Here is a 17,773-nt window from a genome sequence, read left to right on the forward strand (position 1 = left end):
AGGAGGGCCGCCAACATGGGTGCCGACGCCGCCATCGGGCAGATCAAGGATGCGAAGAAGAGGTACGCCGCGGGCGTGCTGAAATATGCCCAGATGGGCTATTGGGACGGCGACTACCAGCCGAAGGACACCGATGTCCTGGCGCTGTTCCGCATCACCCCCCAGGAGGGCGTGGATCCCGTCGAGGCCGCAGCCGCAGTCGCCGGTGAAAGCTCCACCGCCACCTGGACCGTGGTGTGGACCGACCGCCTCACCGCCGCCGACGTCTACCGGGCGAAGGCCTACAAGGTGGAGCCGGTGCCGGGCCAGCCGGGCCAATACTTCTGCTATGTGGCCTATGACCTCGACCTGTTCGAGGAAGGCTCCATCGCCAACCTCACCGCCTCCATCATCGGCAACGTGTTCTCGTTCAAGCCGCTGAAGGCCGCGCGCCTGGAGGACATGCGTCTTCCGGTGGCCTATGTGAAGACCTTCCGCGGCCCGCCGACGGGCATCGTGGTGGAGCGCGAGCGCCTCGACAAGTTCGGCCGCCCGCTTCTGGGCGCCACCACCAAGCCGAAGCTGGGTCTTTCCGGCAAGAACTATGGCCGCGTCGTGTATGAGGCCCTCAAGGGCGGCCTTGATTTCGTGAAGGATGACGAGAACATCAACTCGCAGCCCTTCATGCACTGGCGCGACCGCTTCCTCTACTGCATGGAAGCCGTCAACAAGGCCCAGGCCGAGACCGGCGAGGTGAAGGGGCACTACCTCAACATCACCGCCGGCACCATGGAGGAGATGTACCGCCGCGCGGACTTCGCCAAGGAGCTCGGCTCCGCCATCGTGATGGTGGACCTGATCGTGGGTTGGACGGCCATCCAGTCCATCTCCAACTGGTGCCGCGAGAACGACATGATCCTCCACATGCACCGCGCGGGGCATGGCACCTACACGCGGCAGAAGAGCCATGGCGTCTCCTTCCGCGTCATCGCCAAATGGCTGCGCCTGGCCGGTGTCGACCACCTGCATGCGGGCACCGCCGTGGGCAAGCTGGAAGGCGACCCCATGACCGTGCAGGGCTACTACAATGTCTGCCGCGAGATGACGACGAAGACCGACCTGCAGCGCGGCATCTTCTTCGACCAGGATTGGGGCGGCCTGCGCAAGGTGATGCCGGTGGCCTCCGGCGGCATCCACGCCGGCCAGATGCACCAGCTCATCGACCTGTTCGGCGAGGATGTGGTGCTTCAGTTCGGCGGCGGCACCATCGGCCATCCCGATGGCATCCAGGCCGGCGCGACCGCCAACCGCGTGGCGCTCGAAGCCATGATCCTCGCCCGCAACGAGGGCCGGGACATCCGCAATGAGGGCCCCGAAATCCTCATCAACGCCGCCAAGACCTGCGCCCCGCTCAAGGCCGCGCTCGATACCTGGGGCGAGGTGACCTTCAACTACGCCTCCACCGACACGTCCGACTACGTGCCCACCGCGTCCGTGGCCTGAGGAGAGAAGACATGCGCATTACCCAAGGAGCCTTCTCCTTCCTGCCCGACCTCACCGACGCGCAGATCAAGGCCCAGGTGCAGTATTGCCTGGAGCAGGGTTGGGCGGTTTCGGTGGAATACACGGACGATCCCCATCCCCGGAACAATTACTGGGAGATGTGGGGCCCGCCCATGTTCGACCTGAAGGACGCGGCCGGCGTGTTCAGCGAGATCGCCGCCTGCCGCAACACCTTCCCCAACCACTATGTGCGGGTGAATGCCTTCGACTCCAGCCGCGGCTGGGAGACGGTGCGCCTCTCCTTCATCGTCCAGCGGCCGGCCAAGGAAGATGGCTTCCGCCTCGACCGCACCGAGTGGGAAGGCCGCACCCAGCGCTATGCCCTGCGCCATCGCGCCCAGTTCGAGGCGCGCTGACCTCGAATGACGGCGCCGGCCGCCCGCGTTTGTCTGCCTTCGCGGGCGGCCCCTGATCCCCTTTCACCGCTTCACCAGCGCGGCTGTTCCCACCGCGCAACTTAGCCGAGGATCGAGTGATGCTGGACGCAACCCTCTCCGCTCCGCCCGCCGCGTTGCCGGCGCGGGACGCCGACGGCAAGCTCGACCTCGGTGCTCTCTTCACCGAAAGCGAGGTGCCGGAATTCCTGGCCGACCTCGAAGCCGACCTCATCGGCCTGAAGCCGGTGAAGCGCCGCATCCGCGAGATCGCGGCCCACCTCGTCATCGGCCGCGCGCGGGAGCAACTGGGCCTCACCGCCGGCGCGCCGACCCTGCACATGACGTTCACGGGCAATCCCGGCACCGGCAAGACCACCGTCGCCCTCAAGATGGCCCAAATCCTCCACCGGCTGGGCTATGTGCGGCGCGGACACCTGGTCTCCGTGACGCGTGACGACCTGGTGGGCCAATATATCGGCCACACCGCGCCGAAGACCAAAGAGATCCTGAAGAAGGCCATGGGCGGCGTGCTGTTCATCGACGAGGCCTATTATCTCTACCGGCCCGAGAATGAGCGCGATTACGGCCAGGAGGCCATCGAGATCCTGCTGCAGGTGATGGAGAACCAGCGCGACGATCTGGTGGTGATCCTTGCCGGCTACAAGGACCGCATGGACCGCTTCTTTGAAAGCAATCCCGGCTTCCGCTCCCGCATCGCCCACCACATCGACTTCCCCGATTATGAGGATGAAGAGCTGGTGGCCATCGCCCGGTCCATGGCGGACGCCGCCGACTATCGCTTCAGCCCCGAAGCCGAGCGGGCGCTCGTGGAATATGTGACGGCGCGGCGCGGCCAGCCGAATTTCGCCAACGCCCGTTCCATCCGCAACGCCTTCGATCGCATGCGCCTGCGCCAGTCGCTGCGCCTGTTCGACACCGCCGGCCTCATCGATCGCGAGGCGCTGGAGACCATCACCGAAGGGGATGTGCGCGCAAGTCGCGTCTTCTCCGGCGGCATCGACGCCCCGCGCAGCGCGGCGAGCGTGTAAGACTAAAGTCCGATCTGGATCAAATCAGACGACGGCCCGCCGAACGGGCCGCAAGGGCAAAGCCCTCAGGGAGACGAACGTCATGTTGGAGCCTCAGGCGGCGCCGGCCGCCGCGCCTTGCGCCACATCCGGCATCAGCCTTTCCGCCGCGCTCGACGAGTGGGCGGGCGAGGACAGCGCGCGCCGGCAGGTGGCCCTCACCCTCAACGCCCTGGCCAAGGGGGCTGTGGCGCTCGCCGCCAGGATCGCCGAAGGCCCGCTCAGCGGCGATCTCGGCGCCACCCTTTCTTCCGGCGAGGCCGGCGAGGGACAGAAGGCGCTGGACGTGATCGCCAATGATCTCGTCATCGGCGCCCTGGCCGAAGCCCCGGTGGCCGCGGTCGCATCCGAGGAGAACGAGGCCCCCGTGCTGCTGGCGGCGGACGCCCCGCTGCTGGTGGCCATCGACCCGCTCGACGGCTCGTCCAATATCGACACCGACATTTCGGTGGGCACCATCTTCGCGGTGTTCCGCCGGCCGGAGGGGGCGAACGCCGCCGATCCCGCCGCCTTCTTCCAGAACGGTCGCGACCAGCTCGCCGCCGGCTATGTGGTCTACGGACCCCATGTGGCGCTGATGCTCACGGTCGGCGCCGGCACCTGGCACTTCGCCCTGGACCGCGAGGGCACGTTCCGCCTGGTGAATGCGGCGGTGAGCGTGAAGGAGGGCCTGGCGGAGTTCGCCATCAACATGTCGAACTACCACCACTGGGACGAGCCCGTGCGCGCCTATGTGGACGATTGCCTGGCCGGCAAGAATGGCCCGCGTGAGCGCGAGTTCAACATGCGCTGGGTGGCCTCCATGGTGGCCGATGCCCACCGCATCTTCCGCCGGGGCGGCATCTATCTCTATCCGGGCGACAGCCGGAAGGGCTACGCCCACGGCCGCCTGCGCCTGCTGTACGAGGCCTTCCCAGTCGCATTCCTGATGGAGCAGGCGGGGGGCGCCGCCTGCGACGGGCGCGCCGACATCCTGGACCGCACCGCCGAGGCGCTGCACCAGCGGGTGCCGTTCGTGTTCGGCGCCAAGGACGAGGTGACGCGCGTGGCGCGCTACCACCTTTCGCCCGCGGGCCATGGCGAGCGCTCGCCCTTGTTCACGCGGCGCGGCCTGTTCATCTGATTTCCGGCGGGGCTCAAGAATGTCGGTCAAGCATCCCATCATCGTCGTCACCGGCTCTTCGGGCGCGGGAACGACCTCGGTCAAGCGCACTTTCGAGCAGATCTTCCGCCGCGAGGGCGTGAAGGCGGCCTATGTGGAGGGCGACGCCTTCCACCGCTACGACCGCCTTGAAATGCGCGAGCTGATGGCCGCCGAGGCGGCCAAGGGCAACAAGCACTTCAGCCACTTTTCCCCCGACACCAACCTGCTCGGGGAGCTGGAAACCCTGTTCCGGGACTATGGCGCCACCGGCTCCGGCCGCTTCCGCCACTATGTGCACGATGCGGGCGAAGCCAAGCTCTATGGCGCCGAGCCCGGCCGCTTCACCCAGTGGGAGGATGTGGAGGCGGACACCGACGTGCTCTTCTATGAGGGCCTGCACGGCGCTGTCGTCACCGACGACATCAACATCGCCCAGCATGCGGACCTGAAAATCGGCGTGGTTCCGGTGATCAACCTCGAATGGATCCAGAAGATCCATCGCGACAAGGCCACCCGCGGCTATTCCACGGAAGATGTCACTGACACCATCCTGCGCCGCATGCCCGATTACGTGCACTATATCTGCCCGCAATTCACGGAGACGGACATCAACTTCCAGCGCGTGCCGACGGTGGACACGTCCAACCCGTTCGTCGCCCGCTGGATCCCGACGCCGGACGAATCCATGGTGGTGATCCGCTTCCGCGACCCCCACGGCATCGATTTTCCGTACCTGCTCTCCATGATCCACAACAGCTTCATGTCGCGGGCGAATTCCATCGTCATTCCGGGCAACAAGCAGGATCTCGCCATGCAGCTCCTGCTGACGCCCCTCATCATGAAGCTGATGGACCGGAAGCGCCGGGCCGGCTGAGGCCCGCCTTCCCGAAACGACATCGCGGACCTGCTCCCGGCGCCGGCCCAGCTGGCGCCGAACGGAAACGGCTGGCCCGCGTGCTCCGCTCCCGCGCGTGGGGGAGACAGGGGGAGGGTGGCACGTTCTATGAGCCCTAGGACGCGTGGCAGCCACCCTCCCCCAGCTCTCGCGCCGCGCCGGACCCGGGCCATGCCGGGGACACCCCGGTCATCGCCCTCCCCTCGCGGGGCGGGCTGCGGCAGCGGCGCGATGCCGCCCGTTGCCGGGCTTATGCCGCCGACGCCGGTCTCCGCCCGGTGCCGGGTGGGTCCGCTCAAACATCATGCTGGCTTGCATCACGCGGGCTTGCACCACGTGGGCTTGGCCGACAGCCCGGGAGCCCTGCCCGCGGGCCGTCGAAATTCAAACCAAGCCTGCGGCCCCCCACGCCCAAGCGCGCAAACCTTCAGAGCGAAGGGAAACAAGCCGCAAGGGGACCCAAGGTTGCGAAGGGAGAGAACATCATGACCGCGCACGCCGTGCTGACAGAACCGGCCCTCGACCGTTCCCCGGGCGCCTTGGCCTGGCCCGTCACCGCCGCCGTGCGCGCACTCGCCATGGATGCGGTGGAGCAGGCGAAATCGGGCCATCCCGGCGCCCCCCTGGGCATGGCGGAAATCGCCGCCGTGCTGTGGCGCGAGCATCTGCGGCACAATCCCGCCGATCCCTCCTGGCCCGACCGCGACCGCTTCGTGCTCTCCAACGGGCATGGCTCCATGCTCATCTATGCGCTGCTGCACCTGACGGGCTATGACCTGCCCATCGCCGAGCTGAAGCGCTTTCGCCAGCTCCACGCCCGCACGCCCGGCCATCCGGAAGTGGGCATGACGCCGGGTGTGGAGACCACCACCGGCCCGCTGGGCCAGGGCCTCGCCAATGCGGTGGGCATGGCGCTGGCGGAAAAGACCCTGGCCGCCCAGTTCAACCGGCCCGGCCTCGCCATCGTCGACCATCGCACCTTCGTGTTCCTGGGCGACGGCTGCCTGATGGAAGGCGTCAGCCACGAGGCCTGCTCCCTGGCGGGGCGGCTCGGCCTCGGCAAGCTCGTCGCCTTCTATGACGACAACGGCATCTCCATCGACGGCAAGGTGGAGGAGTGGTTCCCCGACGATACCCCGGCTCGCTTCGAGGCCTATGGCTGGCACGTGGTGCGCGATGTGGACGGCCACGACCCCGCCGCCCTCGCCAAGGCCATGGATGCCGCCTTGGCGGAAACCGGCAAGCCCTCCCTCATCTGCTGCAAGACCGTCATCGGCCGGGGCGCGCCCACCAAGCAGGGCCACCAGGACACCCACGGCGCGCCCTTGGGCGCGGACGAGATCGCGCGCACCCGGGCCGCCATGGGCTGGACCCACGCGCCGTTCGAGATTCCCGACGAGGTCTATGCCGCGTGGGACGCCCGCAAGACCGGCGCCGCCCGCCAGCAGGCCTGGGAAGCCCGCATGGCCGCCTATGAGCGCGCCTATCCCAACGAGGCCGCCGAATTCCGCCGCCGCCTGGCCGGCGACCTTTCCGCGGCCTTCGCCTCCACCTTCGATGCGGCGCTCGAAGCCGCCATGGCGAAGAAGGAGAACATCGCCACCCGCAAGGCCAGCCAGCAGGCGCTGGCGGCGCTGGCCCCGGCGGTGCCCGAATTCCTGGGCGGCTCGGCGGACCTCGCCCATTCCAACCTCACCACCTTCCCCGGCTCCACCCCGGTGACGCGGGACCCGGCGGGCAACCAGGTGCTCTACGGGGTGCGCGAGTTCGGCATGTCGGCCATCGCCAACGGCATCGCCCTGCACGGCGGCTTCATCCCGTTCGTGGCCACGTTCCTGGTGTTCTCGGACTATGCCCGCAACGCCATGCGCATGAGCGCGCTGATGGGGCAAAGGGTCATCTACATCCTCACCCACGATTCCATCGGCCTGGGAGAGGACGGGCCCACCCACCAGCCGGTGGAGCATGTGGAGAGCCTGCGCCTCATCCCCAACCTGGACGTCTGGCGCCCCGCCGACACGGTGGAAACACTGGTGGCCTGGCGCTCCGCCCTCGCGCGCAAGGACGGCCCGTCCGCCCTCATCCTCTCGCGCCAGAACCTGCCGTGCTGGGAGCACTCGGCCACACAGGCGGAAGCCATGGCCGACGGCGCCTATGTGGTGCGCGAGAGCGCCGCGCCGCCCAAGGCGGTGCTGGTGGCCACCGGCTCCGAGGTGAAGCTGGCTCATGCCGCCGCCGAGCTTCTGGAGGCCGAGGGCGTGCCCACCCGCCTCGTCTCCATGCCCTGCCGCGACCGGTTCGAGGCGCTGTCCGAGGAAGCGCGCGCGGCGCTGGTTCCCGCCATCATCCCCATCGTGACGGTGGAAGCGGGGGTGACGCGCGGCTGGCGGGGGCTCGGCTGCTCCGGCGTCACCGCCATCGGCATCGACCGGTTCGGCGAATCCGCCCCTGAAAAGGACCTCTGGCCCCTGTTCGGCTTCACCGCCGAGAAGGTGGCCGAAGCCGTGCGCCGCGCGGCCGAGTGAGCCACATGCCCTCTCCCGCCAGCGGGGGAGGGATCGGAAGGGAGCCGCCGCCACCTTCCATCAACGGAGCCCGGGAGCGCGCCGCCCGTGCGGCGGCGGAAGCGACCCGCACAAACGACAGACGAACCAAGGGAGAGGACAATGGCCCTCGTGTCCATGCGCCAGCTGCTTGACCATGCGGCGGAGCATTCCTACGGCCTTCCGGCCTTCAACGTGAACAACATGGAGCAGGTGAAGGCCATCATGGAGGCGGCCCGCGCCACCTCATCGCCGGTCATCCTCCAGGGCTCGGCGGGCGCGCGCAAATATGCGGGCGAGCCGTTTTTGCGCCACCTCATCGCCGCCGCGGTGGAAGCCTATCCGGAAATCCCGGTGGTGATGCACCAGGACCACGGCGCCTCCCCCGCCGTGTGCCTCGCAGCCATCAAGTCCGGCTTCTCCTCGGTGATGATGGACGGCTCCCTGAAGGAAGACGGCAAGACCCCCGCCGATACCGAGTACAACACCGCCGTCACCGCCAAGGTGGTGGAATTCGCCCATGCGGTGGGCGTCTCGGTGGAAGGCGAGCTGGGCTGCCTCGGCTCCCTGGAGACCGGCAAGGGCGAGGCGGAGGACGGCCACGGGGCCGAGGGCACCCTCGACCATTCCAAGCTGCTCACCGATCCGGACGAGGCCGCCCAGTTCGTGAAGGCCACCCAGTGCGACGCGCTCGCCATCGCCATCGGTACCTCCCACGGCGCCTACAAGTTCACCCGCAAGCCCACCGGCGACATTCTCGCCATCGAGCGGGTGAAGGCCATCCACCAGCGCATTCCCACCACCCACCTGGTGATGCACGGCTCGTCCTCGGTGCCCCAGGAGCTGCTGGAAGAGATCCGCACCTATGGCGGCGACATCAAGGAAACCTATGGCGTGCCGGTGGAGGAGATCCAGGAGGGCATCCGCTACGGCGTGCGCAAGGTGAACATCGACACCGACATCCGCCTCGCCATGACCGCCGCCATGCGCCGGGTGGCGGCCAAGAACCCTTCCGAGTTCGATCCGCGCAAGCTGCTCACCGCCGCCATGGACGAGGCCAAGAAGGTGTGCATCTCCCGCTTCGAGGCGTTCGGCTCCGCCGGCCAGGCCGAGAAGATCCGCCCCATCGACCTGGATGACATGGCCCGGCGCTACGCCGCCGGCAGCCTCAGCCAGACGGTGCATTGATGCCAAAGGCCCCTGGGCCTGCCCCATGGGTATGCTTCATGGGCCTGCGTCTTCGGCCTTTGAGGCCCCTCGCGCGGCGCTTGAGCAAGCGCGCTGGCTCCGGTCGAAGACCGGCGTCGAGGGGCTGATGCCTCCCCCCCCCCACGCGGACGCCGACCGCGTGGGGCCGACAGGTGACCTGCCGTCCCCGGGCAGGACGCGGAGCCGCCGGCGCGCAGCCGCCGCGGCGAAGGGCCGGGGTGCCGGGAGCGACCTCACCCGGCGCCCCGGCCCCGGCGGGCCACGCACCTGTCATCACCATGACGTGGAGAACCGGCCCAAGGCCGGGTATGAAGAGCATCGATCGAAGACCCCTCAAGGAGGCTCCCATGGCCCGCGCGCACCCCATCATCGCCCCGTCCATCCTCTCGGCGGACTTCGCCCGCCTCGGCGCCGAGGTGCAGGCGGTGCTCGACGGTGGGGCCGAGTGGATCCATTTCGACGTGATGGACAATCACTACGTGCCGAACCTCACCATCGGCCCGCTCGTGCTCCAGTCCCTGCGCAAGACCACCGACGCCTTCGTCGACGTGCACCTGATGGTGAAGCCGGTGGATGGCATGATCGAGGCCTTCGCAGCCGCCGGCGCCAGCCTCATTTCCTTCCATCCGGAAGCCAGCGAGCATGTGGACCGCTCGCTCCAGCTCATCCGCTCCAAGGGCGTGAAGGCGGGCCTGGTGCTGAACCCGGCCACCCCCCTCTCGGTGCTCGACTACACGCTGGACGCGCTCGACCTGGTGCTGGTGATGTCGGTGAACCCCGGCTTCGGCGGGCAGGCCTTCATTCCGAGCGCGCTCGACAAGCTGAAGGCGATCCGCGAGCGCATCGACGCCTCGGGCCGCGACATCCGCCTGGAGATCGACGGCGGGGTGAAGGTGGACAATATCGGCGCCATCGCGGCGGCCGGCGCCGACACGTTCGTGGCTGGCAGCGCCATTTTCGGCGCCAAGGACTACGCCGCCACCATCGCCGCCATGAAGGGCGAGATCGCGGCCGCCACCGGCCCCGCCGCGGCCGCCTGAGCCGGCCGGCCGCCCCCTGAGAATGAAGGCCCGTGAGCCTGGCTCGCGGGCCTTTTCCATCCGTGGGTTGCGGCGGCGCCGGCGGGACGCCCGCTCGCGGGAAAGAACATCGAGACCGGACATCTCAAATCGCCCGCGCCATCAGCCGTGACGCCTGCTCAAGGCCGACGCGACCGGGAGCCCGACAGGTCCATTCCACGCCTCCGGGGCGCCGACCGGTTCGGCCCCGGGGCCCTCAGATCATGCCGTCACAGCGCCGGTTCGAACGCCACCGCGCGGCCGAAGAAGCGGGAGGCGATCCGCGACGCGAGGTCCGGTGCGCCGGTGGTGAGGAAGCGGCGGACGCCGGCACCGCGCGTGTCAAGATCCGGGTGCCGGTCAAGATAGGCGCGCAGGCTCATGGCCGTCACCTGGGGCTGGGAGAGGATCTGCGTCGTCGCCGGAAGCGCGCGGCGGAACAGGGGCTCCACCAGCGGATAATGGGTGCAGCCGAGGATGCAGACATCGGGCTCGCGGCCGCCCATGCCCGCGCGCAGGTCGGCCACATAGCCCTCGACCGCGCGGGCCAGCTCCGCCTCGCCGGCATCATCCTCGATCAGGCGCACCAGGCTCGGGCAGGCCTGCTGCCACACCGCCACATGGGGTGCGCGCTTGTGGATCTCCCCCGCGAACGCTCCGCTGTCCACCGTATGGCGCGTGGCGAACACGGCCACCGCCACCTTGGCGGCGCCATCCACGCGGGGAAGGGGCGGCTGGTCCGCGATCCAGGGCACTCCGGTCACCTCTTCCACCACCGGCACGATGACACCGAGCACCCGCCGCTCGGGATAAAGGCGGGGCAGCCATTCGTGCTGCAAGCGCCGCAGCCCGCGCGCCGCGGCCGTGTTGCAGGCTAGGATGACCAGCCCGCAATCCTCGCGGAACAGGCGCTCCACCGCGCGCACGGTGAGGGCGTAGATCTCCTCGGGCGACTTGTCGCCATAGGGCGCGTGGGCGTGGTCGCCGAGATAGATGAGGTTCCGGTCCGGCAGGGCCGCGTCGAGGGCACGCATGACCGTAAGGCCGCCGCTCCCCGAATCGAAGACACCGATATTCATGGTGAACTTCATGCCGCGAAAGATGCGCCGGGGCCAGAGGTTGAAACCATGCCGCGACCAGCTGCTGCGCCGGGGAGATGGACCATGCGGAAGCGACAAGATCCGGCGGTCGATGGCGGGAGAGCATGGCACGCCCGCAGCCGGGTGGGCCGTGTGAACCCGACCCGGCGGAACTGCGAGGCCCGCGAGCGATACTCGCGGGCCTGCCGGGCATCAGGCGATCTTGCGTTCCGCCTTGGCGTGCATGGAACCGGTCTCGCGGGCCCGCACATGCCAGGACAGGGCTTCCTCGATGACGTGCGGCGTGTGGCCGCCGCGCGCGGTGGCGCGGGCGAAATAGTCTTCCATCTCGTCGCGGAAGGAGGGGTGCACGCAATTGTCGATGATGACGCGCGCCCGTTCGCGCGGCGCCAGCTCGCGCAGATCCGCGAGGCCCACCTCGGTGACAAGGATGTCCACATCGTGCTCGGTGTGGTCCACATGGCTCACCATGGGCACCACCGAGGAGATCGCGCCGCCCTTGGCGATGGACTTGGTGACGAACACCGACAGATAGGCATTGCGCGCGAAGTCGCCCGAGCCGCCAATGCCGTTCATCATATGGGTGCCGCCCACATGGGTGGAGTTCACATTGCCATAGATGTCGAACTCGAGCGCCGTGTTGATGCCGATGATGCCGAGGCGGCGGATAATCTCCGGATGGTTGGAGATTTCCTGCGGCCGCAGGATGAGGCGCGACTTATAGTCGGTGATGTGCGGCATCACCTGGTCGTGCTTGGCTTTCGACAGGGTGATGGACGAGCCCGAGGCGAAATTCAGCTTGCCGGCGTCGAACAGGTCGAAGGTCGAATCCTGCAGCACCTCGGAATACATGGTGAGGTCATGGAACGGGCTCTCGATGAAGCCGTGCATGACCGCGTTGGCGATGGTGCCGATGCCGGCCTGGAGCGGCTGCAGGCGCTCGGTGAGCCGGCCCACCTTCACCTCATGGCCCAGGAACTCCATGAGGTTGGAGGCGATGGCCGCCGTCTCATGGTCGGGCGGCAGCACGTTGGAGGCCGAATCCAGCTTCTCGGTGATGACGATGGCGGCGATCTTCTCCGGCGGCACCGGAATGAAGGGCAGGCCCACCCGGCTCTCGGGGGTCACCACCGGGATCGGCTCGCGGAACGGGCGGCGGGTGGGAATGTAGATGTCGTGCAGGCCTTCCAGCTCGGCCGGCTGGGTCAGGTTGATCTCGACGATCACCTTCTCCGCCAGGATGGCGAAGGTGGCCGAATTGCCGACGGACGTGGTGGGCACGATGCCACCGGACGCGGTGATGCCCACCGCCTCGATGATCGCGACGTCGATGGGGCCCAGCTGGCGGGTGCGCAGGTGCTCCACCGTCTCCGACAGATGCTGGTCGACGAACATCACCTCGCCGGCATTGATGGCCTTGCGCAGAGCCGGGTCGGACTGGAACGGGATGCGGCGCGAGAGCAGGTGCGCCTCGGCCATCTGCTTGTCGAGGTCGTTGCCCAGCGAGGCGCCGGTGATGAGCGTGACCTTGAGGGGCTCGCCCTTGGCGTGCGCCTCCTTCGCCCGGGCGGCGAGCGCCATGGGCACCGCCTTGGCCTCACCCGCGCGGGTGAACCCGCTCATGCCCAGGATCATCCCATCCTTGATATGGCTGGCAGCCTCGTCCGCGGACACGATCTTGTCACGCAGGGAGGCGAGGCGAATGCGGTCTTGAGGCATGGTGGCGTTTCCCCCGAGGGTTTCCTCGAACAGTGTTCCCAAAACAGTGTTCCCACCGCGCATAGCCAGCGCAATGGCTTCCTCGGAATTCGACTATAGACAATAAGCGCCTCATGCGCAGATGCAGATGGGCAGGCCCAAAGTGTCGCGCCCGGGCGGATCGGGAAAGCGCAAAGCCTTGCCATATGCGACTCTTTTGGCGCTCCAGGCACACGCACACGCATCAATCAGGTCATCGAGCCCCGCTCTCAGTGCAAGGGCGGTTTGCGCTGAAAGCGCATCCACCGGTATCCCACGGGACGCGAGTAGAGACCGCCGCAGCTCCAGCCCGGGGAGATGGGGCCGATTCTTCACCTTCTTCGGCAACGGCAGAGGCTGGCCGTCATTCATGGCCCAGAAGGCCACCTCGGGGTGGCACTCGTGCACCTGCTCCACCAGCTCGGAGCGCCCGCGCAGCAGCGCATCCACCTCGCCCATCTTCGGGAACAGGTGGAAACATTGCTTCGCCACCGCCCGTGGCGGATCGGATGATGCCAGGGCCGCGGCGCAGGCGGCGCGATAGCGCGTGCCCTCGTCCTCTCCCGGCTGCAGCCCGGCCATCACGGCGGCGCGCGACGGCACAGAGAAGACCGAGGATTGGCGGCCGCCCAGCAGCGGCCGCACCAGGCGCTCGGCCTCCCGCCCGCCGGGCCCCGCCCGCTCCGGAAGGCCAATCGGCATGTCGATGGCGACCACGGGAAAGGGTGGCGACGGGAACAGCTCCGCGAGGCGCTCCACGCGGCTGATGTGCAAGAGGTCAGCGCCGTTCCAGCGCGCGCAGATCCATCCACCCCGGCAACCATCGATGCCCAGGAACAGCGGCTCCACCGGCAGCGGGCTCGCGGGCGGTTCGCTCTCGGGCAGTTGGCTGGCGCGCACTTGGCTGGCGCGCACTTGGCTCCCAGGCGCTTGGCTCGTAGCGGCCTTACCAACGTCGGCCTGGTCGACCACAGCTTGGACCGCCGACGCTCGAACCGCCGCGACTTGGTCTGCCGCAGCTGGGCCCGCAACGCCTTGCCTGCTCATGGCGTCGCCGGGCTCCGGTTCAGTCCTCGCCGGCCCGGGCCTGCGGAAGGGGGATAGTCGAGGGCTGGGGCATGGGCGCGGAGTAGTATTGGCGCTTCGGCAGTGATCCGGTCATGTCACCATTGCCGGAGGGCGCATAGGACATGGGCCCGGGCGGGCGCATGCCTTCCGGCCCCACCTGCCAGCCCGGAGGCAGCTGGTTGCCATTGGGGCGGGGCGCCGGCTGCTGGCGGTGCTGCGCCGGCACGGGGGCGGGCGGCGCCAGTGGCGCGGCGGCGGGCTCCGGCGGCAGCGGCTGCGGACGTTCGGGAATGGGTTCCGGCGCAGCCAGGGGCGCCGGCTGCTGCATCTCCGGCTGGGGCTGCGGCGGCATGGCGACGGGCATGGGCCGGCCCGCGGCGGCCATGGCGCCGGCCGGCAGCGGCATGGGCTTGGGCGCGGGCTTGCAGATCATGCGGCCCTTGGCATGGCGCATCAGATCCACATGGATATGGTCGTAGTGGAAGATGTTGGAGCCGGGCGCGAGTACGGTCGTGAAGCGCTCGCAGGCGCCAGCCTGCACCTGCAGCAGGAAACCGCGCTCCTCGGGCGTGCCCTTCCAGCCGTTCTTGACGGTGATCCACTGGCCGTCGGCGGTGCGGAAGGCGCCGATATCCAGCGCATTGCCGAAGGCATGCTCAGAAATCTTGCTGTTCGCCTGCCCGTTCATGTTGCGGCAGGAATAGGAGGACATCTGGCGGATGGCCACCACCGGCTGGCCCAGCCATGCCTCTGCGGCCGGCTCCACCACCGTCTGCACCCAGGCATCGAGCTCGCGGATGACCGGGCAGGCGAGCCGGGCGGACGGCTCCACCACCACATTGCCCTCGGCGAAGGCATGGACACGGAAGGGATATTCCATGCCGCACGCACCATCGCCGTTGATGGCCGACAACGGCTCCATGAAGGCGGAAGGCACTACGCCCTTCTCCGCCAGGCACTGCTCTTCAGCCTCGGTGCGCCAGGAATCCCGCCCATCATCGCCGAAACGGCAACCGGAGAGCAGAACCGCGCAAACGAGCGGAGCAACGAGATACCAAGGTCCGCCGCGCATCATGGGCGGAACACTGGCGGATGTGGCGTTGCGGAGAAGTTAAAGCGGCAGAGATTTTCACCCTTTCCGAGACCCCCTCCAGGGTCCATCGGCGAAGGTGGGGCACAGGCCCGCACCCATCACGCCGCCTGTCCGGAACGGTGGCGGGGAGGCACCCGCGAAGGATGCAGCAGGCCGCCAGGGGGCACCCATTCGGCCCCAGTCGCGGCGCCTCAGCCTTGGACCGACGGCTTGCCGGCGGCAACGGCTGGGATGGCCGGGGCGTCGGTAGTAGCGGAGGGCTGCTCGCCCCCACCCCGCTCGTCATCCGCGGGAGTAGCGACGCGGGCGTGCTGCGTGGCGCCAGTGGGCGGAAGTTCTTCCATGGCCGATTGCAACTGAAGCGCAAGCTTCTGCAACTCTTCCGGCATATCTTCCTGGACATAATCGTCGAACAGCTGGCGCAGCTCGCGACCCAGGAGATCCTGTCGCGCGGAGATATCGCGTCGATGAGGAGTGCGCATGCCGCGGGTCTCTTTCTGGTCCTGCAAGGTCATTGGGGAGGAAGCATGGGGGTGGGACCTGCCGACACCACAGGCACGCGCCGCGCCGCGCATCGCAAGCACGTCGCCCGGCTGGCCAGCCCTGGTGCCGCTGGCTCCGCCGGCAAACGCGCAACACCCGCGCCGACGGAAGCCCCCGTGTGACACCCTCCCCACCCCGATTCAATATGGGAGAACACCGTACCACTCCCCCGCCCGGAGGACTGGCTGGCGGGGTCAATCCCGATAGAGCCGGCTGGAGCCATCGCCCACCGCCTGGTCATCCTCCATATCCTCGACCGCCACCTCGTGGACCGAGTTGTTGGCCGAGAATTCTGCGGCGACACGCCGCAGCAGGGCCTGCTCCTCATCCCGCACCCGAATACGGCGCCGACGCATCACGGCCTGGGGAAAATCGCGTCCGCAATCCTGCGGCGCGAACTCCATCGTGTCGTAGCCGCGATGAACCTCACTCGCCGGCCATGCGGCAGGGGGCCTCCCGGCCGCGGATTGCATTGCTTTCATGGCATCCTCCATGCGCGAGCATGTCTGCGTCCGCATGAGCGCGAGCGCATCGCCTTCCACGGCCGGACCACCCCGCCTTTCGCGAGATCAATCCCGCCTTCCGCGTGAACGGCATCCCCCGCGCGCTCAAGCAACCTTGGTAAGCGGGGATATAACGCGCGATGCCGGGCCCGGTTCCCCGCGCCGCGGGAGGCGAGGACGGTCCCAAATGAAAAGGGCGCTCAATGAGCGCCCTTCATTACTCCACTGGCCTTGATGCCGGCGTCAGCGGCACTGCACCCGGTAACGGTTGCCGTAGGCGTCACGCGCCCAGCAAGCCTTCGGGGTGGTTTCCGCGCCGATGATGGCACCGGTGCCGGCACCGATCAGGCCGCCCACGAGGGCGCCAGTGCCAGTGCCCGTGGCCGCAGCGCCAATGGCCGCGCCAGCGCCACCGCCCAGCAGGGCGCCGCCCACGGCGCGATCCTGACGGGAATATTCGCTGCATCCCGCGAGAGCGAGCGCCAGGCTACCCACAATGAGAGCCGCTTTCATTGTCATCTCCCTTGCCCATGATCTCGCCCAAGCGGGCCGAGATATCCAGCCGAACCCAAGACATGCTCCGGGGCAGGCTCCGCAGTGCCTGTGGGCGAGGTTGAGCGCCCAGTCAAGAACACGGTCCGACGCTGCGGCATATAACACAGGACGAACCGATGCGGCCAATATCTGTCAGCCGCCAGCCAACGGACGAGCCGACGAGAAACACCCGTTTTGCGAGCACTCCCAACGCGTCGGGCCACGGCCCCATCGCGGGGTCAGCTGCGTTGGGGCTGCCGCCAGCCCCAACGCCCTGCCGTGAGCCCGAGTGCCTCAATCCTTGGGATTGAGGGCCGCATCCGTGGCGGCGCCCAGACCGTTGAAGGAGATCGGCACGGCGATGCGCTTGCGCGCAGCGTCCACGAATTCCAGCCGACCCGGCCCCTTCGCGGCCTTCAGGGCGGCCAGTTGGTCGGCCTTCAGCTCCACATCGGCAAAGCAGCCGCGCGGGCACGAGGAAAAGACCGTGTCGATGCCGCTCTTCGCCTTGTCGTCGAGATAGAGCGTGGCGCCCGGCGGCAGGAAAACGCCGGCGGGGAGCTGCACGATGAGGTGCACCGGCTGGTCCTTCGCGGCGCGGCCCACCACGATCTGCGTGAGCAGGCCCTGCTGTCCCTGGGCCTGGACGCCGGTCACCGCCTCGCACACCTTCGCCGCCTGGGGCTGGGGCACCACGCAGCGCACGACCCAATCGCCATAGGTGGCGGTGGTGGCCTGCGGGCCCGCGGGCTCGGCGGCGGCAGCCGGCTTCTTCGCCTGATTGCCCGAAGCAGCGGCGTTCTGGGCCTGTGCCGCGCCAGCGCCACCCAGCACGAGGCCGACCGCCAGAGCGAGCACCGCGCCGCCGGCGGACGTGAAGAGACGAGCAGAAAGCGCCATCGAACGAAACCTCATGCAAGCGACAGGTGAAGCGATGCCAGCCTTCCAATGGGCAGGCGCCGATGAAGACAGGTCCGCTGACGGCCCCAGAGCCCCAGACACCCGAACCTGTACGCGCGAGGGATCAGGCGCGCCAGCCACGGCCTCCGGCGGCCCCGTCGAATCCGACCCAGCTACCAGGAACAGGGGTATCTCCCCAATCCGCCCAGCGCCTCCAGCACGCAGGGGTTGCATTTCGGCTGTAGAGGAGAATCCATCGTTCGGTGTGGGCTATTCCCCACAGCCCGGCTCTGCCGGAGCACGCGGGCCAGGGAAAAGTGGCCGCACGCCCCCTCGCCCGCCGCAGACCTGAAGGCAGCCACCATCTCGCGACGGATCACCGCGCGCGGATACTGCCGCCGCAATCAAGCCGCGCCTTGCAGCACTGGCCATAGCCGGT

The 17,773-nt window shown here is 68.3% G+C and carries 16 protein-coding genes; 8 read left to right on the plus strand and 8 right to left on the minus strand.

From position 1 onward, the window contains the following. Positions 1-15: 15 nt before the first annotated feature. The 8 genes from L0966_RS18660 (at position 16) to rpe (ending at position 9,838) form a co-directional block, all read left to right on the plus strand. The gene (locus tag L0966_RS18660; protein WP_234053542.1) at positions 16-1,482 is read left to right on the plus strand and encodes a form I ribulose bisphosphate carboxylase large subunit; all 1,467 of its coding nucleotides are present in this window, start codon (positions 16-18) and stop codon (positions 1,480-1,482) included. An 11-nt stretch (positions 1,483-1,493) separates the two neighbouring features. Further along, positions 1,494-1,898, plus strand: a complete 405-nt coding sequence (locus tag L0966_RS18665; protein WP_234053543.1) for a ribulose bisphosphate carboxylase small subunit — start codon at positions 1,494-1,496, stop codon at positions 1,896-1,898. Positions 1,899-2,017: 119 nt separating this feature from the next. Further along, on the plus strand, positions 2,018-2,968 hold the full coding sequence (gene cbbX / locus L0966_RS18670) for a CbbX protein (RefSeq protein WP_234053544.1): 951 nt from the start codon (positions 2,018-2,020) through the stop codon (positions 2,966-2,968). An 82-nt stretch (positions 2,969-3,050) separates the two neighbouring features. Next, positions 3,051-4,130: a class 1 fructose-bisphosphatase gene (locus L0966_RS18675; protein WP_234053545.1), complete on the plus strand. Its 1,080-nt coding sequence runs from the start codon at positions 3,051-3,053 to the stop codon at positions 4,128-4,130. 19 nt (positions 4,131-4,149) lie between these two features. Beyond that, positions 4,150-5,025, plus strand: a complete 876-nt coding sequence (locus L0966_RS18680) for a phosphoribulokinase (RefSeq protein ID WP_234053546.1) — start codon at positions 4,150-4,152, stop codon at positions 5,023-5,025. A 506-nt stretch (positions 5,026-5,531) separates the two neighbouring features. Next, positions 5,532-7,571, plus strand: coding sequence for a transketolase (gene tkt / locus L0966_RS18685; RefSeq protein ID WP_255684144.1), 2,040 nt, complete (start codon positions 5,532-5,534; stop codon positions 7,569-7,571). A 141-nt stretch (positions 7,572-7,712) separates the two neighbouring features. Beyond that, positions 7,713-8,777, plus strand: a complete 1,065-nt coding sequence (fba, locus tag L0966_RS18690) for a class II fructose-bisphosphate aldolase (protein WP_234053547.1) — start codon at positions 7,713-7,715, stop codon at positions 8,775-8,777. A gap of 368 nt (positions 8,778-9,145) precedes the next feature. Then, the gene (gene rpe, locus L0966_RS18695) at positions 9,146-9,838 is read left to right on the plus strand and encodes a ribulose-phosphate 3-epimerase (protein WP_234053548.1); all 693 of its coding nucleotides are present in this window, start codon (positions 9,146-9,148) and stop codon (positions 9,836-9,838) included. 248 nt (positions 9,839-10,086) lie between these two features. Here the strand turns inward: rpe and murI are convergent, their stop codons facing one another. The 8 genes from murI to L0966_RS18735 all read right to left on the minus strand — a co-directional run bounded on the left by murI (position 10,087) and on the right by L0966_RS18735 (position 17,334). After that, complete coding sequence (murI, locus tag L0966_RS18700; protein ID WP_234053549.1) at positions 10,087-10,935, minus strand: glutamate racemase; 849 nt, start codon at positions 10,933-10,935, stop codon at positions 10,087-10,089. Positions 10,936-11,148: 213 nt separating this feature from the next. Then, the gene (locus tag L0966_RS18705) at positions 11,149-12,675 is read right to left on the minus strand and encodes an acetyl-CoA hydrolase/transferase family protein (RefSeq protein WP_234053550.1); all 1,527 of its coding nucleotides are present in this window, start codon (positions 12,673-12,675) and stop codon (positions 11,149-11,151) included. Positions 12,676-12,786: 111 nt separating this feature from the next. Then, positions 12,787-13,608, minus strand: a complete 822-nt coding sequence (locus L0966_RS18710; RefSeq protein WP_234053551.1) for a DUF429 domain-containing protein — start codon at positions 13,606-13,608, stop codon at positions 12,787-12,789. Between the two features lie 151 nt (positions 13,609-13,759). Further along, positions 13,760-14,836: an extensin family protein gene (locus L0966_RS18715; protein WP_234053552.1), complete on the minus strand. Its 1,077-nt coding sequence runs from the start codon at positions 14,834-14,836 to the stop codon at positions 13,760-13,762. 209 nt (positions 14,837-15,045) lie between these two features. After that, positions 15,046-15,336 (minus strand): hypothetical protein, encoded by a 291-nt coding sequence (locus L0966_RS18720; RefSeq protein ID WP_234053553.1) that lies wholly within the window; start codon positions 15,334-15,336, stop codon positions 15,046-15,048. A 255-nt stretch (positions 15,337-15,591) separates the two neighbouring features. Then, on the minus strand, positions 15,592-15,939 hold the full coding sequence (locus L0966_RS18725; RefSeq protein ID WP_234053554.1) for a hypothetical protein: 348 nt from the start codon (positions 15,937-15,939) through the stop codon (positions 15,592-15,594). Between the two features lie 204 nt (positions 15,940-16,143). Beyond that, positions 16,144-16,413 (minus strand): glycine zipper domain-containing protein, encoded by a 270-nt coding sequence (locus L0966_RS18730; RefSeq protein WP_234053555.1) that lies wholly within the window; start codon positions 16,411-16,413, stop codon positions 16,144-16,146. 315 nt (positions 16,414-16,728) lie between these two features. Then, entirely contained in the window at positions 16,729-17,334 is a 606-nt protein-coding gene (locus L0966_RS18735; protein ID WP_234053556.1) for an invasion associated locus B family protein, read from the minus strand. Positions 17,335-17,773: the final 439 nt, after the last annotated feature.

It is taken from the genome of Xanthobacter sp. NM-59, from assembly GCF_021401125.1.
GTDB lineage: Bacteria > Pseudomonadota > Alphaproteobacteria > Rhizobiales > Xanthobacteraceae > Xanthobacter.